At 69.7% G+C, this 24,602-nt stretch carries 21 protein-coding genes, 1 tRNA gene and 1 pseudogene; 12 read left to right on the forward strand and 11 right to left on the reverse strand.

The genetic code is table 11. The annotated features are described in order from the left end of the window. Nucleotides 1-17: 17 nt before the first annotated feature. On the reverse strand, nucleotides 18-1,532 hold the full coding sequence (locus tag ACIPYQ_RS30550; protein WP_401257123.1) for a DEAD/DEAH box helicase: 1,515 nt from the start codon (nucleotides 1,530-1,532) through the stop codon (nucleotides 18-20). A gap of 310 nt (nucleotides 1,533-1,842) precedes the next feature. Then, entirely contained in the window at nucleotides 1,843-2,046 is a 204-nt protein-coding gene (locus ACIPYQ_RS30555) for a cold-shock protein (protein WP_030647895.1), read from the reverse strand. 962 nt (nucleotides 2,047-3,008) lie between these two features. On the opposite strand from ACIPYQ_RS30555, the gene ACIPYQ_RS30560 reads away from it, so the two are divergent. Continuing rightward, complete coding sequence (locus tag ACIPYQ_RS30560; RefSeq protein ID WP_385359762.1) at nucleotides 3,009-3,179, forward strand: hypothetical protein; 171 nt, start codon at nucleotides 3,009-3,011, stop codon at nucleotides 3,177-3,179. A gap of 271 nt (nucleotides 3,180-3,450) precedes the next feature. Here the strand turns inward: ACIPYQ_RS30560 and ACIPYQ_RS30565 are convergent. Then, nucleotides 3,451-3,521: transfer RNA gene (locus tag ACIPYQ_RS30565), tRNA-Gly, on the reverse strand. 454 nt (nucleotides 3,522-3,975) lie between these two features. Here ACIPYQ_RS30565 and dcd point away from each other — a divergent pair. Next, nucleotides 3,976-4,563, forward strand: a complete 588-nt coding sequence (gene dcd / locus ACIPYQ_RS30570; protein ID WP_319722747.1) for a dCTP deaminase — start codon at nucleotides 3,976-3,978, stop codon at nucleotides 4,561-4,563. Next, entirely contained in the window at nucleotides 4,560-5,063 is a 504-nt protein-coding gene (locus ACIPYQ_RS30575) for a phosphoribosyltransferase (protein WP_361752259.1), read from the forward strand. The genes dcd and ACIPYQ_RS30575 overlap by 4 nt, the downstream gene beginning before the upstream one ends. A gap of 69 nt (nucleotides 5,064-5,132) precedes the next feature. On the opposite strand, the gene ACIPYQ_RS30580 is transcribed toward ACIPYQ_RS30575, so the two are convergent. Then, nucleotides 5,133-6,068 carry a Yip1 family protein gene (locus ACIPYQ_RS30580; protein ID WP_401257126.1) on the reverse strand — a complete coding sequence of 312 codons (936 nt, stop codon included), beginning with the start codon at nucleotides 6,066-6,068 and terminating at the stop codon, nucleotides 5,133-5,135. Between the two features lie 245 nt (nucleotides 6,069-6,313). On the opposite strand from ACIPYQ_RS30580, the gene ACIPYQ_RS30585 reads away from it, so the two are divergent. Further along, nucleotides 6,314-7,276 carry a hypothetical protein gene (locus ACIPYQ_RS30585; RefSeq protein WP_401257127.1) on the forward strand — a complete coding sequence of 321 codons (963 nt, stop codon included), beginning with the start codon at nucleotides 6,314-6,316 and terminating at the stop codon, nucleotides 7,274-7,276. Nucleotides 7,277-7,774: 498 nt separating this feature from the next. On the opposite strand, the pseudogene ACIPYQ_RS30590 reads toward ACIPYQ_RS30585, so the two are convergent. Then, nucleotides 7,775-9,982, reverse strand: a pseudogene (locus tag ACIPYQ_RS30590) ((Fe-S)-binding protein); the annotation flags it as partial. A 110-nt stretch (nucleotides 9,983-10,092) separates the two neighbouring features. Then, nucleotides 10,093-10,629, reverse strand: a complete 537-nt coding sequence (locus ACIPYQ_RS30595) for a sugar transferase (RefSeq protein WP_401257129.1) — start codon at nucleotides 10,627-10,629, stop codon at nucleotides 10,093-10,095. A 322-nt stretch (nucleotides 10,630-10,951) separates the two neighbouring features. Here ACIPYQ_RS30595 and dnaK point away from each other — a divergent pair, with 322 nt between their 5' ends. From dnaK to ACIPYQ_RS30615, 4 genes are read left to right on the forward strand one after another with little or no spacing between them, the layout of a single operon-like run. Then, the gene (gene dnaK, locus ACIPYQ_RS30600; protein ID WP_361752269.1) at nucleotides 10,952-12,805 is read left to right on the forward strand and encodes a molecular chaperone DnaK; all 1,854 of its coding nucleotides are present in this window, start codon (nucleotides 10,952-10,954) and stop codon (nucleotides 12,803-12,805) included. After that, nucleotides 12,805-13,473 carry a nucleotide exchange factor GrpE gene (gene grpE / locus ACIPYQ_RS30605; RefSeq protein ID WP_361752271.1) on the forward strand — a complete coding sequence of 223 codons (669 nt, stop codon included), beginning with the start codon at nucleotides 12,805-12,807 and terminating at the stop codon, nucleotides 13,471-13,473. Before dnaK ends, grpE begins: the two co-directional genes overlap by 1 nt. Before the next feature lie 39 nt (nucleotides 13,474-13,512). Beyond that, entirely contained in the window at nucleotides 13,513-14,697 is a 1,185-nt protein-coding gene (gene dnaJ, locus ACIPYQ_RS30610; protein ID WP_401257131.1) for a molecular chaperone DnaJ, read from the forward strand. A 2-nt stretch (nucleotides 14,698-14,699) separates the two neighbouring features. Further along, a complete protein-coding gene (locus tag ACIPYQ_RS30615; RefSeq protein WP_401257132.1) occupies nucleotides 14,700-15,170 on the forward strand; it encodes a heat shock protein transcriptional repressor HspR in 471 nt (156 codons plus the stop codon). A gap of 60 nt (nucleotides 15,171-15,230) precedes the next feature. Here ACIPYQ_RS30615 and ACIPYQ_RS30620 read toward each other — a convergent pair whose 3' ends face one another. Beyond that, nucleotides 15,231-16,304 (reverse strand): helix-turn-helix transcriptional regulator, encoded by a 1,074-nt coding sequence (locus tag ACIPYQ_RS30620; protein WP_401257134.1) that lies wholly within the window; start codon nucleotides 16,302-16,304, stop codon nucleotides 15,231-15,233. A 389-nt stretch (nucleotides 16,305-16,693) separates the two neighbouring features. Here ACIPYQ_RS30620 and ACIPYQ_RS30625 point away from each other — a divergent pair, with 389 nt between their 5' ends. Beyond that, the gene (locus ACIPYQ_RS30625; protein WP_051858941.1) at nucleotides 16,694-16,975 is read left to right on the forward strand and encodes a (2Fe-2S)-binding protein; all 282 of its coding nucleotides are present in this window, start codon (nucleotides 16,694-16,696) and stop codon (nucleotides 16,973-16,975) included. A gap of 134 nt (nucleotides 16,976-17,109) precedes the next feature. Here the strand turns inward: ACIPYQ_RS30625 and ACIPYQ_RS30630 are convergent, their stop codons facing one another. Beyond that, on the reverse strand, nucleotides 17,110-17,520 hold the full coding sequence (locus tag ACIPYQ_RS30630) for a pyridoxamine 5'-phosphate oxidase family protein (RefSeq protein ID WP_401257136.1): 411 nt from the start codon (nucleotides 17,518-17,520) through the stop codon (nucleotides 17,110-17,112). A gap of 120 nt (nucleotides 17,521-17,640) precedes the next feature. On the opposite strand from ACIPYQ_RS30630, the gene clpB reads away from it, so the two are divergent. Next, nucleotides 17,641-20,226 carry an ATP-dependent chaperone ClpB gene (gene clpB, locus ACIPYQ_RS30635; RefSeq protein ID WP_401257138.1) on the forward strand — a complete coding sequence of 862 codons (2,586 nt, stop codon included), beginning with the start codon at nucleotides 17,641-17,643 and terminating at the stop codon, nucleotides 20,224-20,226. Between the two features lie 46 nt (nucleotides 20,227-20,272). On the opposite strand, the gene ACIPYQ_RS30640 is transcribed toward clpB, so the two are convergent. After that, nucleotides 20,273-20,773, reverse strand: coding sequence for a hypothetical protein (locus ACIPYQ_RS30640; protein ID WP_401257139.1), 501 nt, complete (start codon nucleotides 20,771-20,773; stop codon nucleotides 20,273-20,275). Between the two features lie 120 nt (nucleotides 20,774-20,893). Between ACIPYQ_RS30640 and ACIPYQ_RS30645 the strand changes: the two genes are divergently transcribed. Then, nucleotides 20,894-21,439, forward strand: coding sequence for a YbjN domain-containing protein (locus ACIPYQ_RS30645; RefSeq protein WP_361752283.1), 546 nt, complete (start codon nucleotides 20,894-20,896; stop codon nucleotides 21,437-21,439). Between the two features lies 1 nt (nucleotide 21,440). Here the strand turns inward: ACIPYQ_RS30645 and ACIPYQ_RS30650 are convergent, their stop codons facing one another. Together ACIPYQ_RS30650 and ACIPYQ_RS30655 are read right to left on the reverse strand one after the other, a co-directional pair. After that, a complete protein-coding gene (locus ACIPYQ_RS30650) occupies nucleotides 21,441-22,631 on the reverse strand; it encodes a hypothetical protein (protein WP_361752285.1) in 1,191 nt (396 codons plus the stop codon). 116 nt (nucleotides 22,632-22,747) lie between these two features. Continuing rightward, entirely contained in the window at nucleotides 22,748-23,938 is a 1,191-nt protein-coding gene (locus ACIPYQ_RS30655) for a pyridoxal phosphate-dependent aminotransferase (RefSeq protein ID WP_401257141.1), read from the reverse strand. A 127-nt stretch (nucleotides 23,939-24,065) separates the two neighbouring features. Between ACIPYQ_RS30655 and ACIPYQ_RS30660 the strand changes: the two genes are divergently transcribed. After that, entirely contained in the window at nucleotides 24,066-24,278 is a 213-nt protein-coding gene (locus ACIPYQ_RS30660) for a hypothetical protein (RefSeq protein ID WP_361752289.1), read from the forward strand. Nucleotides 24,279-24,602: the final 324 nt, after the last annotated feature.

A 24,602-nucleotide genomic window follows, 5' to 3' on the forward strand; every position in this document is an offset into this window, starting at 1 on the left:
TCCTGATCACGTGCTTCTCAGGCCGCCGCATCGAAGGCGGACTGCCGCACGCTCACGCGCCGGGCCGTCGAAGCGGGCCGGCGCCTGCCACGGGATGCCGAGCTGCGCTTGGCGCGTTCGACGACGGGTGCGGCGATGACGACGGGGATACCGGAGGGGGCCTGGGCGCCGGTGATGCGGTTCAGGGCCTCTTCGCCGGAGCGGACCTGGGTGGTCTGCGGGGTGATGCCGGCGGCCTGCATGAGGCGGGTCATGTCGCGGCGCTGGTTGGGGGTGACGAGGGTGACGACGCTGCCGGACTCGCCGGCGCGGGCGGTGCGGCCGCCGCGGTGGAGGTAGTCCTTGGGGTCGGTGGGCGGGTCGATGTTCACGACGAGGTCGAGGTTGTCGACGTGGATGCCGCGCGCCGCCACGTTCGTCGCGACCAGCACGGTCACGTGACCCGTCTTGAACTGGGCGAGGGTGCGGGTGCGCTGGGGCTGCGACTTCCCGCCGTGTAGGGCGGCGGCCCGGACACCGCTGTTCAGCAGGTCCTCGGTCAGCCGGTCCACGGCGTGCTTGGTGTCCAGGAACATGATCACCCGGCCCTCGCGCGCCGCGATTTCCGTAGTCGTTTGGTGCTTGTCGGCGCCATGGACGTGCAACACGTGGTGCTCCATCGTCGTCACCGCACCGGCCGAGGGGTCCACCGAGTGCACGACGGGGTCGGTCAGGTAGCGCCGGACCAGCAGGTCGACGTTGCGGTCGAGGGTGGCGGAGAACAGCATCCGCTGGCCCTCGGGGCGCACCTGATCGAGGAGGGCGGTGACCTGCGGCATGAAGCCCATGTCGGCCATCTGGTCGGCTTCGTCCAGGACGGTGATCGCGACCTGGTTCAGCCGGCATTCGCCACGGTCGATGAGGTCCTTCAACCGGCCGGGCGTGGCCACGACGACCTCCGCGCCGCCGCGCAGCGCTCCGGCCTGCTTGCCGATCGACATGCCGCCGACGACCGTGGTCAGGCGCAGCTTCACGGCGCGGGCGTACGGGGTGAGGGCGTCGGTCACCTGCTGGGCCAGCTCGCGGGTGGGGACGAGGATCAGGGCGAGCGGCTGGCGGGGCTCGGCGCGCTGTCCGGCGGTGCGGGCCAGCAGGGCGAGGCCGAAGGCGAGGGTCTTGCCCGAGCCGGTACGGCCGCGGCCGAGGACGTCACGGCCCGAAAGGGTGTTGGGCAGGGTCGCGGCCTGGATCGGGAACGGCACGCTCACGCCCTCGGTGCCGAGCGCGGCCAGCAGCTGCCCGGGCATGTCGAGGTCGGCGAAGGACTCGACGGCGGGCAGCGCGGGAGTGATGGTCTTCGGCGGAGCGAACTCGCCCTGTACCGCTGCGGGTCGGCGGCCGTAGCCGCCCGAGCGGCGCGGACCTCCGGAACGGCTCGGGGCCGAAGACCCGAAGCGGCTGCCCCGCTCCGAACCGGCGGCAGCGCCGAAAGCGGGGCCGCCGGTGCGGCTGCGGGTGCGAGAGGAACGGTCGTTCGTACGTGTGCGGTTCATTCAGAACCTTTCCTTGATGCGGCGCGTATCAAGGAATTCCCGCAGCGAAACGCAGCGCAGGGAATCACAAGAACGGGCCGAATGGAATGTGAAAGCGACTCTGGCCAACAGAGATTCTGTACGGGCGCATGCGCTGAGATGAGGTGGCGTCACGGAGACGCGAAATCAAGAAATCGAGTGGGGTGAAGCGCCGAGCAGGCTGTAACCCTGAAATACTTCATCCCGCAGGTGACACCACTGCGGGAAATGCGTGCAGCTGGGGCCCGCACCCCGAGGGATGCGGGCCCCAGCTACGAAATGCGCGTCAGCGTCAGGCGGGAACGATGTTCTCGGCCGTCGGGCCCTTCTGGCCCTGCGCGATGTCGAAGGTGACCTTCTGGCCTTCCAGCAGCTCGCGGAAGCCCTGGGCGGCGATGTTCGAGAAGTGGGCGAAGACGTCGTCGCCGCCACCGTCCTGCTCGATGAAGCCGAAACCCTTGGCCGCGTTGAACCACTTCACGGTGCCAGATGCCATGTCATATCTCCTTTGGGGCAGTACACCAGCATCCGCACCATACGGACACCGTGTCGCCGCGATGATGCCCCGCCGGAAAATGACCGGAAATATGAAGCACTCGAATGTGGCGCGGAGGCCGACTGGAGCGCTTGAAGTTTTGGGTACCAAAACTGCAACCGAGACCGACAGTAGCACGCTGCAGCGGTTCGTGTGCGTTAAATATCTCCATCGTGTGCGGTGCGGAAAAACTCTCCCTGCGGGGTCCATTAAACTCTCTGACCGCGGGGATAGATATTGATTCCCCCCGAGTGCAGCGTTTCGGGAGCAGGAGCGTCCGCCAGCTGCGACGTGCAGTCCAGGGGGGCGTGAGCCTACGGGGTGTGTCAGCAGCGCCCTCCCCGAAGGGATCGGCAGCTCGCAGGGCTCCATGGCGGTCTCGGGGGCGTTCACGGCAAGGCGGCGCGGCCAGCCCCGCGCTCGCTACACGTCTGTTCCGCAGCGCCTGACCGTCACTGCGGTCGTTCGCGAAGCCGCTCCCGCAGGTGGAGGAGAACCTCGGTGTCGGCGATGTCGACCAAGGCTGCCAACAGGATCCGGATACGAGCGTCATCGCCATGGTGCACAGCCCGCACGATGGCCTCGACGGTGGCGGCCGCCTCAGCGGGAAGGCATGGTGGGCCGGCCGTGGCCCACACGTGAACGGCAGGACCGGCCCTGCCCGGCCGTTCTGCCGGAGTGTCCTGCTCAGGGTCACTGCCTTCATCCACCGGCACCCGTGGGAACCTCCTGACGAGATGGTCAGCTCAACGGTGATCTCAGTGGCCATCTCACTGGCACGGCTGGACCAGGCCGCCCCCGAGTCCCGGTGCGCCGCTCTCTTCGAGACTTGCATCAGTGGGGACCGGTGTGTGGAGCCTGTCCCGCTGAGAGGCGTGGCACTCTCGTCGCGAGCACCGTTGGCGGGGAAGGTGGCGTAGGTGATGGCTGAGCTGAAGTTCGAAACCGTCGTGTGCCCGCACTGCGCGGCCTGCCCGGCCACTGGACAGGCCCGTACCATCGCCGCCGACCGATGCCGGGTGACGGTGACGTGGCACCTCCCTTCCTGCCCGCACTACGCCGCCGATCGCGTGTTGGCGGGGAAAGAGGACTAGGTAGTCCCGTCGAGGGCCTGAGCCAACCCCTCCGACCAACCGCCCCTTTTGGAAAGCGAATTCACGCGACGGAGACAGCGGTGTGACGCAGGTCATCGAGAACGCGTCTCGCGGCGCGAGACCGGCGGGGGCTCGTGTGGTGCAAGTGGTGCGCGAAGAGCCCTCCGGCCAGGGAGTTCCCGCGAGTTGGGGCACGCGGAGGGCATGGCGAGGGTCGAGAGGTCTAGACAACGACGAAGGCCCAGGTCTGTGACCTGGGCCTTCGTTCAAGAGCGGATGACGGGAATCGAACCCGCGCTATAAGCTTGGGAAGCTCATGTTCTACCATTAAACTACATCCGCGCGGTGGGCCAGTTGCCTGGAGCTCCATCGTCGCCCACTCTACCCCATGATCGACCCCCGGTGAATCTGCCGAGGGGTCGTCGTCGTGTGTGGTGTGCACCGAGGCGTGTGTGTGCGGGAGTTGGGGCGTACCGTGTGGGTGCGGAGCGGCGGCTGGAGTGGGTGCCGATCATCCCCTAATGTGGCGATTCGTCGCAGTACGGCTCGTTGGGGAAAGGGACTCGATGGAGCACACCGTCGTCCGTTGTGCCGAAGGGCACGTTTTCAGTACCGCTTCCTTCCCGCTGCAGCACCTCGGTGCCGGCCGGATCGGGCCCGGGCGGCTGCTGCGGTGTCCGCGGTGCGCACGGTTGCGGCACGCCGTGCCCGTCGGGGCGGTCAAGCGGTAGCGGACGGGCGCGCGGGCGCCGCTCTCGATTGGGGGTGGCCCGCGCGCTCTGCGTATCCTCGGGACGTGCTTCTCTCTGACAAAGACATCCGGGCCGAGATCGACAGCGGACGGGTTCGCATCGACCCGTTCGAGGAATCGATGGTGCAGCCCTCCAGCATCGATGTACGTCTCGACCGGTTCTTCCGGGTGTTCGAGAATCACCGGTACGCCCACATCGATCCGGCGATCGAGCAGGCGGACCTGACCCGGATGGTCGAGCCGGAGGGTGACGAGGCCTTCATCCTGCACCCCGGTGAGTTCGTGCTCGCCTCCACCTACGAGGTCGTCTCGCTGCCCGACGACATCGCCTCCAGACTGGAGGGGAAGTCCAGCCTCGGCCGGCTGGGGCTGGTGACGCATTCGACCGCAGGCTTCATCGACCCCGGGTTCTCCGGGCACGTGACCCTGGAGCTGTCGAACCTCGCCACGCTGCCGATCAAGCTCTGGCCGGGCATGAAGATCGGGCAGCTGTGCATGTTCCGGCTCAGCTCGCCCGCGGAGTTCCCGTACGGCAGCGAGCGGTACGGGTCCCGGTACCAGGGGCAGCGCGGCCCGACCGCCTCGCGCTCCTTCCAGAACTTCCACCGCACCCAGGTGAGGCACGAGGCATGAGCGACGACGCAGTGCGCGAGAATCTTGACTACGAGGGCTTCGGGCGGGCTGTGCGCGAGCTCGCGCAGACCATCGCCGACGACGGGTACGAGCCCGACATCATCCTGAGCATCGCCCGTGGCGGCGTGTTCGTGGCCGGTGGGCTGGCCTACGCGCTCGACTGCAAGAACATCCACCTGGTGAACGTGGAGTTCTACACCGGAGTGGGGACCACGCTGGAGATGCCGGTCATGCTGGCGCCCGTGCCCGAGGCGATCGACTTCACCGACAAGAAGGTCCTCATCGCCGATGACGTGGCCGACACGGGCAAGACGCTGAAGCTCGTCCACGACTTCTGCCTGGGCCACGTCGCCGAGGTGCGCTCCGCCGTCATCTACGAGAAGTCCCACTCGCTCGTGAAGTGCGAGTACGTGTGGAAGAAGACCGACGAGTGGATCAATTTCCCCTGGTCGGTCGAACCGCCCGTCGTGAAGCGTGAGGGTCAGGTCCTCGACGCCTGAGCCGAGTGAGCACGAGCACGAGGGCCCGCCGCGCAGAGACTGCGCGGCGGGCCCTCGTGCGTGCGCGGGCTAGATGGTGCCCAGTTTGATGATCGACAGGAGTGCGATCAGCTGGATCGCGGAGGCGCCCAGCGCCTTCGGCCACGGCAGGTCGTGCGACTTGCTGATCAGCGAGGTGAAGAGCGCTCCGGCCGCGACCCAGGTGGCCCAGCCGAGGATCTGCACGACCATGTTGTCGCCGCCGAGGAACACCGCGAACAGCAGGCGCGGCGCGTCCGTGATGGACATGATCAGCATCGACAGGCCGACCGTCGGCTGCCACGTGCCGTCGCCGCCCAGCTGACGGGCCAGCGTGTGGGTGACCGCGCCCAGGATCAGACCGCAGATGACGAAGGCCACGCCGGCGGAGAGGACGATCGGGACGGCCTTCGACAGGGTCGCGTTGATCACGTCCTCGCGGGCGTCGTCGAGGCCGAAGACCGCGAGGAGACCGTAGAGGAAGGTCACGATCAGCGCGGGACCCCAGACGGAGTAGTCGCGCATCTGCAGGAAGGTCTGGCCCGGCCGCGTCACGATGCCGAGCAGGAGCTCCTTCCACGGCAGCCGCGGCCCGGCCGGCACGGCCGCGGCCGCACCCGCCTGGTAGGTCGCGCCCTGGCCGTACGGGTCCTCCCCGACCGCGAAGACCTGGGTGTGACCCGGGTTGTCGTTGGTGTAGCCCCCGCCGCCACCGTGACCGCCGCCACCGGGGCCTCCGTGGCCGTACGGGGGCTGCTGCTGCGGGTGCGGCGGCTGCTGTCCGTACGGGTCGAAGTACTCCGGCTCGCCGTGTCCCCCGCCGCCCGGCTGCGGCCACTGCTGCTGCGGAGGTGGGCCTCCGGCGGGAGGGTAGGGCTGCTGGCCGTAGGGCGGCGGTTGCTGCCGGCCGTACGACTGCTGCTGCTGCGGGGGTTGTTGCGGAGTGCGGTTGTTGTCCCGGCCCCGTCCGATCCTGAATCCAGCCACGTGATCGAACGTACCTGGTCCCGCGGACTCCGGTGGACAGTCGCCCGGATAAGGCACCCTTTGCGGCTGACCTGTGACATCCCCTAGGGGTACCCCGAGGCCTTACCAAGTGTCCGGTTTACGTGGCTGCGTCGTAGCCTGCGGTTCTTCGTTACGTTGCCGATGGAATACCCACATATCGGGCCCGTAGCTTCGTGTTCGTCGCCGCCCCTCAGTACGAACGAGCACGAGGAAGAGACCACACCATGCGCAGCACCCGCCGGACCACCCTCCGTACCGCCGCCGTCGTCGTCACCGGCGCGGCCGCCGTCCTGGCCCTCCCGGTCGGATCCGCCTTCGCGGATGCGCCGGCCGTCCCGGAGCCGGAGGTGCTGCCGGGCATCGAGCAGCCGCCCGTGGTGCCGCCCGTCGAGCCCTCCGTCGACCCGTCCGTGCCGCCGGCGCCGCGGCCCACGTCCACGTCCACATCCACGCCCGCGCCCGTCAAGCCGAAGCCGGGAGTCCGGGCGTACGTCACCACCGTGAAGCTGGCGGACGGCTCCGTCGCCAAGGTCTACAAGATCGGCGACAAGCACTTCGAGGCGGACATGTTCGCCGGCTCGACCAAGCTGGACACGCTGGTCAGCAAGGGCGGCGCCGCGTCGTACGGGCAGAACAACGGCCTGCACGTCGTGCTCCAGCCGAACGGCACGGTGACCTCGTGGGTCGACGGCGCGCCGAAGCCGAAGCCCAAGCCGGACGTGCGCGTCACCCTGCCCGACGGGCGGATCGCGAAGCTGGTCGACGGACCGAACGGCAAGCGCGTCGAGATCTCCACGCCGAACGGCCGTGCCCTGGGCACGATCGACCTGAAGCGTCCGAGCACGCAGCACGACGGCTGGACGTACAAGCTCGTCCAGGACGGCAAGCGCGTGAAGTTCGTCGTCATCGACGGCAAGGACGGCGGCAACAGCTGGGTGTACGACTTCAGCGGCCGGCTGATCGAGAAGTACACGGTCGACCCGGCGAGGAATGACGTGCCGAAGGACGTGAAGCGGGACGTCAAGGTCGTTCCGAAGGGCGGCGTGAAGGCCGGTGCGGAGGAGGTCGCCCCGTCGGAGGACGGTGCGCCGGTGCTGGTCGCCGCGGGCGGCAGCATGGCCTCTGCGGGCGCGGCCGGGCTCGGCTTCGCGCTGCTGCGGCGCGGCCGTGCGGGGGGCGAGGGCTGAGCCCCGCCGCTCCGCCTGCCTGAACGCCGGAACGGCCGGCCCCTGGAGTGGGGACCGGCCGTTCCGTTCTGCGTTCCGTTCCGCTGACGCGGGCCTGCGCTACTTGGCGTCCTCGGGCTTCGAGCCCTCGGGCTTGGCCTCCGTGGCTGCCTCTGCCTCGGGCTCCGCAACGGGCTCCGCCTCGGCCTTGGCATCAGCCTCCGGCTCGGCCGCGGCCTCCGCCTCGGTCTCAGCCTCGGTCTCAGCCTTCGCGTCGGCCTCGGTCTCGGTCTCCGCCTCGGCCTTCGCTTCCGCCTCGGCCTTCGCTGCGGCTTCCGCCTCAGCCTCGGCCTTCGCCTTCGCGGCCGCCTCTGCCTCCGCCTTCGCAGCGGCCTCCGCCTTGGCCTTCGCCTCAGCCTCCGCCTTCGCGGCGGCAGCAGCGGCCTCGGCCTCCGCCGCGGCAGCCGCCTCGGCTTCCGCCTCCGCCGCCAGCGCGGCCAGCTCCGCCTCCGTCGGGCCCGGCGTCTTCACCGAGTCCAGCAGCAGCTGCGCCACGTCGACCACCTGGACGTGTTCCTTCGCCTGGCCGTCGTTCTTCTTGCCGTTCACCGAGTCGGTGAGCATGACGAGGCAGAAGGGGCAGGCGGTGGAGACGATGTCCGGGTTCAGGGACAGGGCCTCGTCGACGCGCTCGTTGTTGATGCGCTTGCCGATCCGCTCCTCCATCCACATCCGCGCGCCACCGGCGCCACAGCAGAAGCCCCGCTCCTTGTGGCGGTGCATCTCCTGCTGGCGCAGGCCCGGCACGGCCGACATGATCTCGCGCGGCGGCGTGTAGACCTTGTTGTGCCGGCCCAGGTAGCAGGGGTCGTGGTAGGTGATCAGGCCGTCCACCGGCGTGACCGGCGTGAGGCGGCCCTCGTCGATCAGGTGCTGCAGCAGCTGCGTGTGGTGGATGACCTCGTACTCGCCGCCCAGCTGCGGGTACTCGTTCGCGATGGTGTTGAAGCAGTGCGGGCAGGTCGAGACGATCCGCTTCGCCGACTTCGGCTTCTTCGTCGACGGGTCCTCGTCGTCCTCGCCGAACGCCATGTTCAGCATGGCCACGTTCTCCTGGCCCAGCTGCTGGAACAGCGGCTCGTTGCCCAGGCGGCGCGGCGAGTCACCGGTGCACTTCTCGTCGCCGCCCATGATCGCGAACTTGACGCCCGCGATGTTCAGCAGCTCCGCGAAGGCCTTCGTGGTCTTCTTGGCCCGGTCCTCCAGCGCGCCGGCGCAGCCGACCCAGTAGAGGTAGTCGAACTCGGAGAGGTCCTCCGCGTCCTTGCCGATGATCGGGACCTCGAAGTCCACCTCCTTGGTCCACTCGACGCGCTGCTTCTTCGCCAGGCCCCAGGGGTTGCCCTTCTTCTCCAGGTTCTTGAGCATCGTGCCCGCCTCGGACGGGAACGCGCTCTCGATCATCACCTGGTAGCGGCGCATGTCGACGATGTGGTCGATGTGCTCGATGTCGACCGGGCACTGCTCCACGCACGCACCGCAGGTCGTGCAGGACCACAGCACGTCCGGGTCGATGACGCCGTTCTCCTCGACGGTGCCGATCAGCGGGCGCTCGGCCTCCGCGATGGCCGCGGCCGGGACGTCCTTCAGCTGCTCCGCCGTGGCCTTCTCGTTGCCCTCCATGTCCTTGCCGCCGCCCGCGAGCAGGTACGGGGCCTTGGCGTGCGCGTGGTCGCGCAGCGACATGATGAGGAGCTTCGGGGACAGCGGCTTGCCCGTGTTCCAGGCCGGGCACTGCGACTGGCAGCGACCGCACTCCGTACACGTGGAGAAGTCGAGGATGCCCTTCCAGGAGAACTGCTCGACCTGGGAGACGCCGAAGACGTCGTCCTCGCCCGGGTCCTCGAAGTCGATGACCTTGCCGCCGCTGGTCATCGGCTGGAGCGCGCCGAGCGCGGTCGCGCCGTCCGCGTTCCGCTTGAACCAGATGTTCGGGAAGCCGAGGAAGCGGTGCCAGGCGACACCCATGTTGGTGTTGAGCGAGACGACGATCATCCAGATCAGCGAGGTGCCGATCTTGATCATCGCGGTGAAGTAGATGGCGTTCTGCAGCGCGCTCGCCGAGAGCCCGTCGAAGGCCAGGACCAGCGGGTACGAGACGAAGTACGCCGGCTCGTACGAGTCCACGTGGTGGATCGCGCCCTCGAGGCCGCGCAGGCACAGGATCGCGAGGCCGATGGTGAGGATGATGTACTCGACGAAGTACGCCTGCCAGGCCTTCGAGCCGGTGAAGCGCGACTTGCGGCCGGCCCGGGAGGGCAGGCTGAGCAGTCGGATCGCCATCAGGACGACGATGCCGACGACCGTCATCAGGCCGATGAACTCGATGTAGAGCTCGAACGGCAGGAAGCCGCCGACGATCGGCAGCGTCCAGTCGGCCTGGAACAGCTGGCCGTACGCCTGCGCGAGGGTGGGCGGCAGCGTCAGGAAGCCGATCGCGACGAACCAGTGCGCGAAGCCGACGATGCCCCAGCGGTTCATCCGGCTGTGGCCGAGGAACTCCCGGACGAGGGTGAGGGTTCGGGCCTTCGGGTCGTCCGTGCGGCTGCCGGCCGGCACGGCCTGGCCGAGCTTCACGAAACGGTAGATCTGCGCCACGGCTCGGGCGAGCAGCGCGACGCCGACCACGGTCAGGACCAGCGACACGATGATCGCGGCGAGTTGCATGGGAGGGCTCCTCGGGCGGCACTTACTAAGCGGTAACTTATGAAGTCAAGGCTTGAGGTTACCCATTCCCGACGCCGCAATGTAGCCGAGCGTGCGGTGATCTGTGTCGCTCAGGCGAGCCTTTGTCTGTAGGCCGCCCGCGGGGTCTGCGCAAGGATCGCGAGGTCCATCCCGAGCCAGTGGTTCTCCACATAATGCCGGTCCAGCAGAGCCATCTCCTCCCAGGGGAGGTCCGAGCGCGCGCTCACCTGCCACAAACCGGTCATTCCGGGGCGTACGAGCAGCCGGTCGGGGCGGTCCGTACGGGCTTCCGGGCGCGGCCCGACCAGTGACATCTCGCCGCGGAGCACGTTGATCAGCTGGGGGAGCCCGTCGAGGGCGCAGCGATCCAGGGCCGTGCCGAGCCGGCCCGTGCCGTCGGTGCGGAGCCGCCACGTGCGGAACGGCCTCCCGGCCAGGCCGGCGGCGGGCTCCCGTACGAAGGGGCGGCCGCGCCGGGTCGCGTACAGCAGTGCGGTGGCCGGGCCCAGGGCCGGCGCGAGCAGGATCAGCAGGATCGCCGCTCCGATGAGGTCGACCACCCTTTTCGCCGGCGGGGCCGTGGGTACGCGGACCCGTAGCCGGGGGGCGGTGAGTGTGAGCGGCATGCCAGCACGCTGCCGTATGCCTCCGGCGGTCTTGCGGTGCCGCGCGGCCACGGTGACCCGTTCGGCCCCGGCTTCGCCGCTGGGGGCCCTGCCCCCAGACCCCCGCGCCTCAAACGCCGGCGGGGCTGGATTTTCAGCCCCTCCGGCGTTTGAGGAGCGGGGTCTGGGGCGGAGCCCCAGGGGGCAGGGCCGCGCCCGGGCCCCAGGGTTGCGCGTAAGTGCCACTTAAAGGTTGAGTCGACCCGGCTCAGTTCTGTTGACGCAAGCGCAGCGATACGGCATGGTTGAGTCTGTTCCACTCAAGTCAGCTGGAGGAATTGAAATGGCACGTGCGGTCGGCATCGACCTGGGCACCACTAACTCCGTCGTCAGCGTTCTGGAAGGCGGCGAGCCCACCGTCATCACCAACGCCGAGGGCGCCAGGACCACGCCGTCCGTCGTCGCCTTCGCCAAGAACGGTGAGGTGCTCGTCGGCGAGGTGGCCAAGCGCCAGGCGGTCACAAACGTGGACCGGACCATCCGCTCCGTCAAGCGCCACATGGGCACTGACTGGAAGATCAACCTGGATGGCAAGGACTTCAACCCGCAGCAGATGAGCGCCTTCATCCTGCAGAAGCTGAAGCGCGACGCCGAGGCGTACCTGGGTGAGAAGGTCACGGACGCGGTCATCACCGTCCCGGCCTACTTCAACGACTCCGAGCGTCAGGCGACGAAGGAGGCCGGTGAGATCGCGGGCCTGAACGTCCTGCGCATCGTCAACGAGCCGACCGCCGCCGCCCTGGCCTACGGTCTCGACAAGGACGACCAGACCATTCTCGTCTTCGACCTCGGTGGCGGCACCTTCGACGTGTCGCTCCTGGAGATCGGCGACGGCGTCGTCGAGGTCAAGGCCACCAACGGTGACAACCACCTCGGTGGCGACGACTGGGACCAGCGCGTCGTCGACTACCTGGTGAAGCAGTTCGCCAACGGCCACGGCGTCGACCTGTCCAAGGACAAGATGGCGCTCCAGCGTCTGCGCGAGGCCGCCGAGAAGGCGAAGATCGAGCTGTCCTCCTCCACGGAGACCACGATCAACCTGCCCTACATCACGGCTTCCGCCGAGGGCCCGCTGCACCTGGACGAGAAGCTCACGCGCGCCCAGTTCCAGCAGCTGACCGCGGACCTGCTCGACCGTTGCAAGACCCCGTTCCACAACGTCATCAAGGACGCCGGCATCGCGCTGTCCGAGATCGACCACGTGGTCCTGGTCGGCGGCTCCACCCGCATGCCGGCCGTCGCCGAGCTCGTCAAGGAGCTCACCGGCGGTCAGGACGCCAACAAGGGCGTCAACCCGGACGAGGTCGTCGCCATCGGCGCCACCCTCCAGGCCGGTGTGCTCAAGGGTGAGGTCAAGGACGTCCTGCTCCTCGACGTGACCCCGCTGTCCCTCGGTATCGAGACCAAGGGCGGCATCATGACCAAGCTCATCGAGCGCAACACCACGATCCCGACCAAGCGGTCCGAGATCTTCACGACGGCCGAGGACAACCAGCCGTCCGTGCAGATCCAGGTCTACCAGGGCGAGCGCGAGATCGCGGCGTACAACAAGAAGCTCGGCATGTTCGAGCTGACCGGCCTGCCGCCGGCCCCGCGTGGCGTCCCGCAGATCGAGGTCTCCTTCGACATCGACGCGAACGGCATCATGCACGTCACGGCCAAGGACCTCGGCACGGGCAAGGAGCAGAAGATGACCGTCACCGGCGGCTCTTCGCTCGGCAAGGACGAGGTCGACCGCATGCGCCAGGAGGCGGAGCAGTACGCGGACGAGGACCTCCGTCGCAAGGAGGCGGCCGAGTCCCGCAACCAGGGCGAGCAGCTCGTCTACCAGACGGAGAAGTTCGTCAAGGACAACGAGGACAAGGTCCCGGCCGACGTCAAGACCGAGGTCGAGGCGGCCGTCTCCGAGCTGAAGGAGACCCTCAAGGGCGAGGACACGGCCGAGATCCGCACCGCGACCGAGAAGCTCGCCGCGGTCAGCCAGAAGCTCGGCCAGGCCATCTACGCCGATGCCCAGGCCGCTCAGGGCGCCGCCGGTGCCGCGGGCGCCGAGGGTGCCCAGCAGGCCAAGGCCGACGACGACGTCGTCGACGCCGAGATCGTCGACGACGAGAAGCCGAAGGGTGGCGCTGCCTGATGTCGGAGGAGACCCCGGGTTTCGACGAGAAGCCCGAAGTCCCCGACGCCGGTCAGAACGACGCCGAGCCGAAGGCCGCCGACTCCGCCCAGGAGGAGGCGGCGGCCCCGGCCGGGGACGCAGCACAGGACGTAGCGCTGCTGGCGCAGCTGGACCAGGCCCGTACGGCGCTCTCCGAGCGCACCGCGGACCTCCAGCGGCTGCAGGCGGAGTACCAGAACTACCGCCGCCGGGTGGAGCGGGACCGGATCACCGTCAAGGAGATCGCGGTCGCGTCCCTCCTGACGGAGCTCCTCCCGACCCTGGACGACATCGGCCGGGCGCGGGAGCATGGCGAGCTGGTCGGCGGCTTCAAGTCGGTGGCCGAATCGCTGGAGACGGTGGCCGCCAAGATGGGGCTGCAGCAGTTCGGCAAGGAGGGCGAGCCCTTCGACCCGACGATCCACGAGGCCCTGATGCACTCGTACGCGCCGGACATCACCGAGGACACCTGCGTGGCGATCCTTCAGCCGGGGTACCGGATCGGCGAGCGTACGATCCGTCCCGCACGGGTCGCGGTGGCCGAGCCCCAGCCGGGCGCGACCCCCAAGGCCTCCGGTTCCGACGCAGCGGTCGCGGAGGGCGAAGGGCCGTCGGACAAGGACGCGGATGCCCCCGACGAGGGCTGATGCACCACACGTAGAGGCACGAGAGGAGGGACACCGGGGATGAGCACGAAGGACTTCGTCGAGAAGGACTACTACAAGGTCCTCGGTGTCCCGAAGGACGCCACCGAGGCAGAGGTCAAGAAGGCGTACCGGAAGCTCGCGCGCGAGTTCCACCCGGACGCCAACAAGGGCGACGCCTCCGCCGAGGAGCGCTTCAAGGAGATCTCCGAGGCGAACGACATCCTCGGCGACCCGAAGAAGCGCAAGGAGTACGACGAGGCGCGCGCCCTGTTCGGCAACGGTGGCTTCCGCCCCGGGCCGGGCGGGGGCGGCGGCTCGTTCAACTTCGACCTGGGCGACCTCTTCGGCGGCACCCAGCAGGGCGCCGGCCAGGCCGGCGGCTTCGGCGGCGGCCTGGGTGACGTCTTCGGCGGCCTCTTCAACCGCGGCGCCGGCCCGGGTGCGGGCACCCGTACCCAGCCGCGCCGAGGCCAGGACATCGAGTCGGAGGTCACCCTCTCCTTCACGGAGGCGGTGGACGGGGCCACGGTCCCGCTCCGGATGTCCTCCCAGGCGCCCTGCAAGGCCTGTTCGGGCACCGGCGACAAGAACGGCACGCCCCGCGTGTGCCCGACCTGCGTCGGCACCGGCCAGGTCTCGCGGGGCAGCGGCGGCGGCTTCTCGCTGACCGACCCCTGCGCGGACTGCAAGGGCCGCGGCCTGATCGCGGAGACCCCCTGCGAGGTCTGCAAGGGCAGCGGCCGGGCCCGTTCCTCCCGCACCATGCAGGTCCGGATCCCGGCGGGCGTCTCCAACGGCCAGCGGATCCGGCTGCGCGGCAAGGGTGCGCCGGGCGAGCGCGGCGGTCCCGCCGGTGACCTCTACGTGGTCGTGCACGTCGATTCGCACCCCGTGTTCGGCCGTAAGGACGACAATCTGACGGTGACCGTGCCGGTGACGTTCGCGGAGGCGGCGCTGGGTGCCGACGTCAAGGTCCCGACCTTGAACGGCCCCTCGGTGACGCTGAAGCTGCCGCCGGGCACCCCCAACGGACGGACCATGCGGGCCCGCGGCAAGGGGGCGGTCCGCAAGGACGGCACCCGCGGCGACCTGCTGGTGACGGTGGAGGTCGCTGTTCCGACCGAGCTGTCGGACAAGGCCCGTGAGGCGCTGGAGATGTACCGCGAGGCGACGGAGTCCGAGGACCCGCGCTCCGCGCTGTTCGAGTCCGCGAAGGGAGCATGAGCATGGACGGCCGCCGACGACAGTCCTCCCGCTTGGGCGGGGGCTACCAACTCACCGACGAGACCCCGGTCTACGTGATCTCGGTGGCCGCCCGGCTCTCGGGTCTGCATCCGCAGACCCTGCGCCAGTACGACCGTCTCGGCCTGGTCTCCCCGGACCGTACGGCCGGCCGCGGCCGGCGCTACTCGGCCCGTGACATCGAACTGCTCCGCACGGTGCAGGCGCTGTCCCAGGACGAGGGCATCAACCTGGCGGGCATCAAGCGGATCATCGAACTGGAGAACCAGGTCGCCGCGCTCCAGCAGCGCGTGGCCGAGCTCTCCGCGGCGGTGGACGGCGCGGCCGCCACGCTGCAGGCCCGCGAGGCCCAGGTGCACGCCTCGTACCGGCGCGACCTGGTCAAGTACCAGCCCCCGCAGCCGGGCAGTGCCCTGGTCGTCTGGCGGCCCAGCCCCAAGCGGCCGATGGACTGACCCCGGTCCCGCTCTCGTACGTTCAGGCTCCGCCCCTCCAGGGCGGGGCCTGACGGCGTTCTAGAGGCCTTCCCGGTCCTCGTGGGGGTCCTGGTCCAGGTCCCCGTCGCAGTCCCGCTCCGGGGCGGAGGACCGGCCCAGGATGCCCGACTGGGCGATGAGGTAGCCGAGCTGGGCACGGCTGCCGCTGCCGAGGGTCGTGGCGAGCTTGGCGATGTGGGCCCGGCAGGTGCGCACGTTCATGCCGAGGCGGCGGGCGATGGCCTCGTCGACGTGGCCCTCGATGAGGAGCTGCGCGATGGTCCGCTGCACGCCCGATATCCCGCCGGGGGTCCTGCGGTAGGTCACTTCCTCCTGGAGGGGCACGGCGCGGTGCCACAGCTGCTCGAACACCTTGATGAGGTAGTCGACGAGGCCGGGGTGGCGCAGTTCCAGCGCGACCCGGCGGTCGTCGCTGACCGGGATGAAGGCGACCGTGCGGTCGAAGATGATGAGGCGCTCTATCAGCTCTTCGAGCGTGCGGATCTCCACCTTCCCCGTGGAGATGCGGTCCACGTAGGCGAGCGTGCCCTGGCTGTGCCGCGCGGTGTGCTGGTAGAGCGTCCGGATGCTGACCCCGCGGTCGATCAGCGGCTGATCGCGCTCCAGGGCCTGGGTGAGGGCCTCGGAGGGCCGGGCCCCGCCCGGCTGTACCGTCAGTACCTCGGTGTGGCATTCGGCCGTCGCGAGGTTGAGGGCGGCGTTGATCCGCTCGAAGCCCTCCAGCACGGTGATGGCGTGGGTGTTGGCCGGGCTCTGCGCGCTGATGGCCAGGAAAGGCTCGAAAGTGTCGGTGAGATCTACAGCGCTGCGCCGACGGTCCTGGATCTCGCGTTCAATCGGATGGAGCCGTTGAGCCAAAGCGACGGACGGGGGAACCGGGCGCAGTTGGTTCGCGTCATCCGGGTCGGGCTGCAGAAGAGCGAATTCAAGCAGGCAGGGGGCGTTCTGGATCTCGCCCCGGGCGATCCGGCCGGTGCTCAGTGCGGTCGCGTAGAGCCGCGTTCCCTCGGCGCACATGGACGTGACGGGGTGGGGATGTGTCGCCATTGTCCCGTTTCGCGTCAAATCTCCACCCCCCAGGGTCCTGAACATGCAAGAACATGATGCATCGTCCCTGTGGCATTGACGTGCCTGAATGAGCCATCGTCTGACACGCGGGGGAGAGGATTCCATCAAGTGAGGACGAAGCCGACCATGTTCAAGAGAATGCTTCGCTCGGTGCTTGCCATAGGTTTCTCCGCCGTTGCGGTTTTTGGGGCAGTCAGCGCCGTCGAAAGTGACGCGGGGAGCGCTAGGGGCGGTCAGGACACGAGCCTGACGAGCACGGAGTTCGACACCGGCTGGACCACGGCTCCCGTGGGTAAGTACGCCGACACCGGCTGGACCAGCGGCCGGCTGGGCGGAGGTGCCGATACAGGCTGGACCCAGGCTCCTGTGACGGTGTCCGCGTGACCCCCGACGATCGCGGTTTCCGCCGCGAGATGGCATCCGCCTACCGCTCGGGGTGGCAGTTCATCGATCTCGCCACGGCCATCCCCCACGCTGGCGATTCGCTGATGGTCACCCTGTTCGGCCAACCGATCGTCGTCGTGCGTGAGGAGGACGAGGACGTACGTGCCTACCGGTGCCTGCGCCGCCCGCGCGGCGCGCCGCAGCCCGTCCGCTGCGAGGTGCGCTACGGAATGGTCTTCGTCAATCTCGATCAGCGCGACCACCAGCTCTTCGAACCCGATATCACCACCGCCACCCCCCGCAGTGCCTGAAGCGATTCCCCCGTCGTTGCAGATCGCTCAGGCGCTACCCCCACACAACGGCGCCATCGTGGACCTGACCACGATGGCGCCGTTGTGATGCCCGCGTCCAGTGCCTGAACCGGACAAGATGAAGAATCAACGGCTCACGCGCGACCCATGGCCCGGTCCAGGGCGATCTCGATGACCACGCGGTCGGGATTGGGCGACGGCGTCCGGCCGTACCGCTGCGCGTAGCGGGCCACGGCGTCGGCGACCGACGCCTCGTCCGTACGGATCACCGCGCGCCCTTCGAGGGTGGCCCAGCGGCGCCCTTCCATCTGGCAGACCGCGACCCGGGCCCCGGCCGGAGCCCCCTGTGCCGCGAGGACGTTGCGCACCTTCTTGCTGTGCTTGTTGCTGATCACCCGTGCCACCCCGGCCTCCGGGTCGTACGTCACGCCCACCGGCACCACGTGGGGCGTGCCGTCGGGGCGCGGGGTGGTCAGCGTGCAGACGTGCCGCTCCCGCCAGAAGGCGAGGTACTCGGGCGTCGGGTTGAGTACGTCATGGGACATGGGCCGAAGGGTACGGGCCGATGGTGTCCTCACCTGCCTTGAGTGGAATAGACTCAACTTTGCATAGGTTGTCTCTGTCAGATTCGTCGGATTTACCCCTTGGGGAGAGGAGAAGACGCAGTGGACGCCGAGCTGACCAACAAGAGCCGGGACGCGCTGAACGCGGCCACCGGCAGGGCCGTCAAGGACGGCCACGCCGACCTGACCCCCGCGCACCTGCTGCTGGCCCTGCTCGCCGGCGAGGACAACGAGAACGTCACCGACCTGCTGGCCGCCACCGACGCCGACCAGGCCGAGGTGCGGGCCGGTGCGGAGCGGCTGCTGGCCGCCCTGCCCAGCGTCACCGGCTCCACGGTCGCGCCCCCGCAGCCCACCCGCGACCTGCTCGCCGTACTCGCCGAGGCCGACACCCGGGCGGGCAGGCTCGGCGACGAGTACCTCTCCACCGAACACCTGCTCATCGCCATCGCCGCCAAGGGCGGCGCGGCGGGCGAGGTCCTTTCCACCCAGGGCGCGAGCGCGAAGAAGCTGCTGGCCGCCTTCGAGAACGCACGAGGAGGACGGCGGGTGACCACCCCCGACCCCGAGGGCCAGTACAAGGCCCTGGAGAAGTTCGGCACGGACTTCACGGCGGCCGCGCGCGAGGGCAAGCTCGACCCGGTCATCGGCCGCGACCACGAGATCCGCCGCGTCGTGCAGGTGCTCTCGCGCCGTACGAAGAACAACCCGGTGCTCATCGGCGAGCCCGGCGTCGGCAAGACGGCCGTCGTCGAGGGCCTGGCCCAGCGCATCGTCAAGGGCGACGTCCCCGAGTCCCTCAAGAACAAGCGCCTGGTCTCCCTGGACCTCGGCGCGATGGTCGCCGGCGCCAAGTACCGCGGCGAGTTCGAGGAGCGCCTGAAGACCGTGCTCGCGGAGATCAAGTCCAGCGACGGGCAGATCATCACCTTCATCGACGAGCTGCACACGGTCGTCGGCGCGGGCGCCGGCGGCGACTCCGCCATGGACGCGGGCAACATGCTCAAGCCCATGCTGGCCCGCGGTGAACTGCGCATGGTCGGCGCGACCACCCTCGACGAGTACCGCGAGCGCATCGAGAAGGACCCGGCGCTGGAGCGGCGCTTCCAGCAGGTGCTGGTCGCCGAGCCGTCCGTCGAGGACACGATCGCGATCCTGCGCGGGCTCAAGGGCCGCTACGAGGCCCACCACAAGGTCGTCATCAACGACAGCGCCCTCGTGGCCGCCGCGACCCTCTCCGACCGGTACATCACCTCCCGCTTCCTCCCCGACAAGGCCATCGACCTCGTCGACGAGGCCGCGTCCCGGCTGCGCATGGAGATCGACTCCTCTCCCCTGGAGATCGACGAGCTCCAGCGCTCCGTGGACCGTCTGCGCATGGAGGAGCTGGCGCTGAAGAACGAGTCCGACCCGGCCTCGATGGAGCGCCTGGAGAAGATCCGCAAGGACCTCGCCGACAAGGAGGAGGACCTGCGGGGCCTGACCGCCCGCTGGGAGAAGGAGAAGCAGTCCCTCAACCGGGTCGGCGAGCTCAAGGAGCGCCTGGACGACCTGCGCGGCCAGGCCGAGCGCGCCCAGCGCGACGGGGACTTCGACACCGCCTCCAAGCTGCTCTACGGGGAGATCCCGACCCTGGAGCGCGAGCTGGCGGAGGCCACCGAGGCCGAGGCCGAGGCGTCCAAGGGGACGATGGTCAAGGACGAGGTCGGCCCCGACGACATCGCGGACGTGGTGGGCGCCTGGACGGGCATTCCGGCGGGCCGCCTGCTGGAGGGCGAGACCCAGAAGCTGCTCCGCATGGAGGACGAGCTGGGCCGCCGCCTGATCGGCCAGGGCGAGGCCGTACGGGCCGTCTCGGACGCCGTGCGCCGCACCCGCGCCGGCATCGCCGACCCCGACCGCCCGACCGGCTCCTTCCTCTTCCTCGGCCCGACGGGCGTCGGCAAGACGGAGCTGGCCAAGGCCCTCGCCGACTTCCTCTTCGACGACGAGCGGGCCATGATCCGCATCGACATGTCGGAGTACGGCGAGAAGCACAGCGTGGCCCGCCTGGTCGGCGCCCCGCCCGGCTACGTCGGCTACGAGGAGGGCGGCCAGCTCACGGAGGCCGTGCGCCGCCGCCCGTACAGCGTGGTGCTCCTGGACGAGGTGGAGAAGGCCCACCCCGAGGTCTTCGACATCCTGCTCCAGGTCCTGGACGACGGCCGCCTCACGGACGGCCAGGGCCGGACCGTGGACTTCCGCAACACCATCCTGATCCTGACCTCGAACCTGGGCAGTCAGTTCTTGATGGATCCGCTCACCCCGGCGGAGGAGAAGAAGCAGAAGGTCCTGGAGGTGGTCCGGGCGAGCTTCAAGCCCGAGTTCCTGAACCGCCTGGACGACCTGGTGGTCTTCTCCGCCCTGACCGGCGACGAGCTCGCGCACATCGCCGAGCTGCAGATCGGCCGCCTGGCCAAGCGCCTGGCCGACCGGCGCCTCACCCTGGACGTCACGCCCGAGGCCCTGGCCTGGCTGGCGGTCAAGGGCAACGACCCGGCGTACGGCGCCCGGCCGCTGCGCCGCCTGATCCAGACGGCGATCGGCGACCGGCTGGCCAAGGAGATCCTCTCGGGCGAGGTCCGCGACGGCGACACCGTACGGGTCGACGTGGCGGGCGAGGACCTGCTGGTCGGCAAGGCCCTCTAGCCGCACCGCCCGGCCCGGCTCCCGGCTCCTCGGCGCCGCCGCGCTGCTAACGCGCCGGCGCCGAGGCCAGGATCTCCACCCGGTCGGTCCCGTCCGCGAGCCGCACGACCCCGTACCTCACGTACCTCGCGGTCTCAGGAGAGTCCTGCGCCGGCCACCGATCCTCGCCGCAGTCGGACAGCGCGCACGTGTTGTTCGGCTGTGCCGTCAGGTACGTGGCCGTGAGCCAGTCGTGGGCAGCGGTGCGTTCCATCCGGAACGTGGCGACGACCCTGGTGTGCCCGGGGACGGGGCTGGTGCGGCAGTCCGCGTCGAGGCCCGCCGCGGGCAGCTGCGCGTGGGCGAAGGCCAGGGCGTCGGTGCAGTCCATGACGGCCAGCGACGACCTGTCGTCGGGGACGGACACGTCGTAGTTGTACGCGTACTTCTCGTCGCCGTACGGGTCCCCGAAGAAGAAGGCGAGGAACAGCCCGAAGGGTGAGCCCGGGACGAGGACGAGCCCCACCGCGACGCCCATCCCCACGCCGATCTTCGCAAGCCTGTTCATCCCGCCCCCTCCGCCCGGCGGATCCTCTGTCCGCTGCGAGCGGATCGTAGCCGCCCGGGCTGGACACAAGGTGGGCGCGATGGGGGAGGATGCATGTATCCGCACGAAGGGAAAAACACGGTGAGCATCGACCCGGCCTCGATTCCGAACTTCGGAGGGCAGCAGCCCGATCCGCAGGCCACAGGACCGGCGGGCCCCGTCGTCCCCGACCAGGATCTGGTCAAGCAGCTGCTGGAGCAGATGGAGCTCAAGTACGTCGTCGACGACGAGGGTGACCTCGCGGCGCCGTGGGAGGAGTTCCGCACGTACTTCATGTTCCGCGGCGAGGACGAGCAGCAGGTTTTCTCGGTGCGGACCTTCTACGACCGTCCGCACAAGATCGACGAGAAGCCCCAGCTTCTCGAGTCGATCGACGACTGGAACCGCCGCACCCTGTGGCCGAAGGTCTACAGCCACACGCACGACGACGGCTCGGTCCGCCTGATCGGTGAGGCGCAGATGCTGATCGGCACCGGCGTCAACCTGGAGCACTTCGTGTCCTCCACGGTCAGCTGGGTCCGCGCCTCCATCGAGTTCGACAAGTGGCTCGTCGAGCAGCTCGGCCTGGAGAACGACATCGACTCCACCGACGGCGAGAGCGACGGCGACGGCGACAGCGCTAACTGAGCTAGAGCGGTACGCGGGCCCCCAGCAGCAGGTACAGCCCGTGGCCGTAACCGAGCCCGGCCACCACCGCGGTCACCACGACCGCGGTGCGGGGCCGGGCTCGCGCCATGACGGCGGCCAGCGGCAGGAGCAGCGGGAAGGCCGGCAGCAGGAAGCGCGGCTTCGACTCGAAGAAGCCGGCCCCGCCGAAGGCCATCACCAGCAGGACCGCCGTGTACGCGAGCAGCGCGAGCGGGGTGCGGTCCAGGAGCAGCAGCACCGCCAGCAGCCCGGCCGCGGCCAGCAGGACCACCGTCACGGTGGTCGCGAAGGCCACGTGCCCGCCCGTCAGCACCCGTTCCGCCGAGCGCAGCGCCCCGGCGCCGAAGTCGAAGCGGGAGCCCCAGCTGCGCTGCACGGCGAAGTAGCCGCCGAAGGGGTCGCGCACCTGCACCCCGACGGCCAGGACGTACGCCGCCCAGCCCGCCGGCGCCACCAGCCCGGCCACCCACACCTCGGGCGCCCGGGATCTTCGGACGAGGATGGCGTGGAGGGCCACGGCCGACACGGCGGCCGCGACGGCGAGCCCGGTGGGCCGGGTCAGCCCGGCGAGCACGGCGAGGCCCGCGGCCCACAGCCAGCGGCCGCGCAGCAGGGCGTGGAGCGCCCAGGCGGCGAAGGCGGCCAGCAGGGCCTCGGTGTAGGCGAGGGTGAGGACCACGGAGTGCGGCAGGGCCGCCCACAGCCCCACGAGCAGCAGTCCGGCGCGCGGCCCGATGACCCGCTCCCCGACCCGGTAGATCCCGACGGCGGCGACGGCGGCGGCGGTCCAGGCGATGAGGAGCGCGGCGGGGACGGGCCCTCCGGGCAGGATGCCGGAGACGGCCCGTATCAGCGCGGGGTAGAGCGGGAAGAAGGCAAGGTCGCTCTGGATGGGGCCGGTGCCGGTGACGGCGTCGGGAAACATCAGGGTGCGTCCGTAGCCGTTGGTGGCTATCCGGAGGTACCAGTCCGCGTCCCAGGACCGGCCGAGCACCCGCAGCGGATCCCGTCCGGCCCACCAGGACCCGAGGGCGAGCAACAGCACCCCGGTCCCGCGCACGGCGGCGAACACGCCGAGCGCTATCACCGTGGCCGGCGCGGCCGACCGTACGGCCCGGACCGCGCGTATCTCCAGGGGCGACGCGGACACCGTCGCTCTGCCCGTTGCCATGTATCCCGACTTCCGTCTCTCGGTGAGGTCCGCTCACCGGGGGGTGAGGGCTTCGGGCGCTCGTGCGAGCGACAGCTTCACACCGCCCCCGGCCACCCCGCAAGCAGGCCTGGTGGTCAGAGCCGGCGCAGCCGCGAGACGGCCTCCCGCAGAACGTCCTCGCGCTTGCAGAAGGCCCAGCGGACCTGGGTGGCGCCGGCGGACTTGTCGTCGTAGAAGACCTGGTTCGGGATGGCGACCACGCCGCAGCGTTCGGGGAGGGCGCGGCAGAAGGCGAGGCCGTCCTTCTCGCCGAGGGGGGTGATGTCGGTGGTGATGAAGTACGTGCCCTGCGGGCGGAAGACCTCGAAGCCGGCCGCCGCGAGGCCGTCGGCGAGGATCTCGCGCTTGGCGGCCAGGTCGGCGCGGAAGGCGTCGTAGTACGTGTCGGGGAGGGCGAGGGCCTCGGCGATCGCGTACTGGAAGGGGCCCGAGGAGACGTAGGTGAGGAACTGCTTCGCCGAGCGGACCGCCGTGACCAGTTCCGGCGGGGCGGTGACCCAGCCGACCTTCCAGCCCGTGAAGGAGAAGGTCTTCCCGGCCGAGGAGATGGTGACCGTGCGCTCGCGCATGCCCGGCAGGCCCGCCAGGGGGACGTGGGCGCCCTCGAAGACCAGGTGCTCGTACACCTCGTCCGTGACGACCAGCAGGTCGCGCTCGACCGCCAGCTCGGCGATCGCGGCGAGCTCGGCCGCGGTGAGGACGGTGCCCGTCGGATTGTGCGGGGTGTTCAGCAGCAGCAGGCGGGTGCGCGGGGTGACGGCGGCGCGCAGTTCGTCCAGGTCGAGGGCGAAGGCTCCGGCGTGCGGGCGCAGGGTGACCGGGACGCGTACCGCGCCGGCCATCGCGATGCAGGCCGCGTACGAGTCGTAGTACGGCTCCAGGGCGATGACCTCGTCACCCGGTTCGAGGAGGGCGAGGAGGGAGGCCGCGATGGCCTCCGTGGCGCCCGCAGTGACCAGGACCTCGGTGTCGGGGTCGTAGGACAGGCCGTAGAAGCGCTGCTGGTGTGCGGCGACGGCCGTGCGCAGCTCCGGGACGCCGGGGCCGGGCGGGTACTGGTTGCCCCGGCCCGTGAGGACCGCGCGGGAGGCCGCCTCGGCGATCTCCGCCGGGCCGTCGGTGTCGGGGAAGCCCTGACCGAGGTTGATCGAACCGGTGCGGGCGGCCAGCGCCGACATCTCCGCGAAGATCGTCGTGCCGAAGGCCGCCAGCCGGCGGTTCAGGAAGGGGCGGTCGCTGCTCACGGGTGCGCTCATGGGCGTCATCCTGGGGTCAACCTCTGGACTTCCTCAAGTGTGCTTTGGGCCGTGCGGAGCGGGGGCATCCCCCCTTCACGCGGGACGCGGGGATCCCGCTCCCCGGGAAGACCGGGGTGAGAGAAGGGCGGACCGCATGTTCGTCTTCATCGTGATCGCCATCATGGTCGTCGCCTTCGTCGTGACGATCGCAGCCCGTTCGGCCAAGAGCGGGCACACCGGCGGCCGTCGCAAGCGCAGTGGAGGTTCGTGGGTGGACGGGGGCGGCGGCTCGGGCTGCGGCTCTTCCTCGTCCTGCGGCTCGTCGTCCTCGTGTGGCGGCGGGGGAGGGTGCGGCGGTTCCAGCTGACACGGGGCAGCCGGCACCGTGTGGAGGAGGGCGTTCGGCGGTCCCGTTTCCGTCGGGCGTCCTCGTCGTTCGCCCCTGCGTGACGCCTCGTCCGTCGATGCATGACGACGCGCGGGACGCAACTCGTTGAACACGTGAACTGTGGAGCCCCCGGGGGGATGTAAACCCCAGCAAGTTGGGTAAAAACGCTGTGAGTGCCGTGCCTTTCATGATTCCCTCGGTTGAGTAGACCAGTCCTCGGACCTCCCTGGACTTCCTGTGGACCCGTGCCGGTGTCCCCCCACCCGTTGACTACCGCTGGCGGGCCCCGGCCCATCTCCCTCG

Source organism: Streptomyces sp. NPDC090045 (assembly GCF_044747975.1).
Classification (GTDB): domain Bacteria; phylum Actinomycetota; class Actinomycetes; order Streptomycetales; family Streptomycetaceae; genus Streptomyces.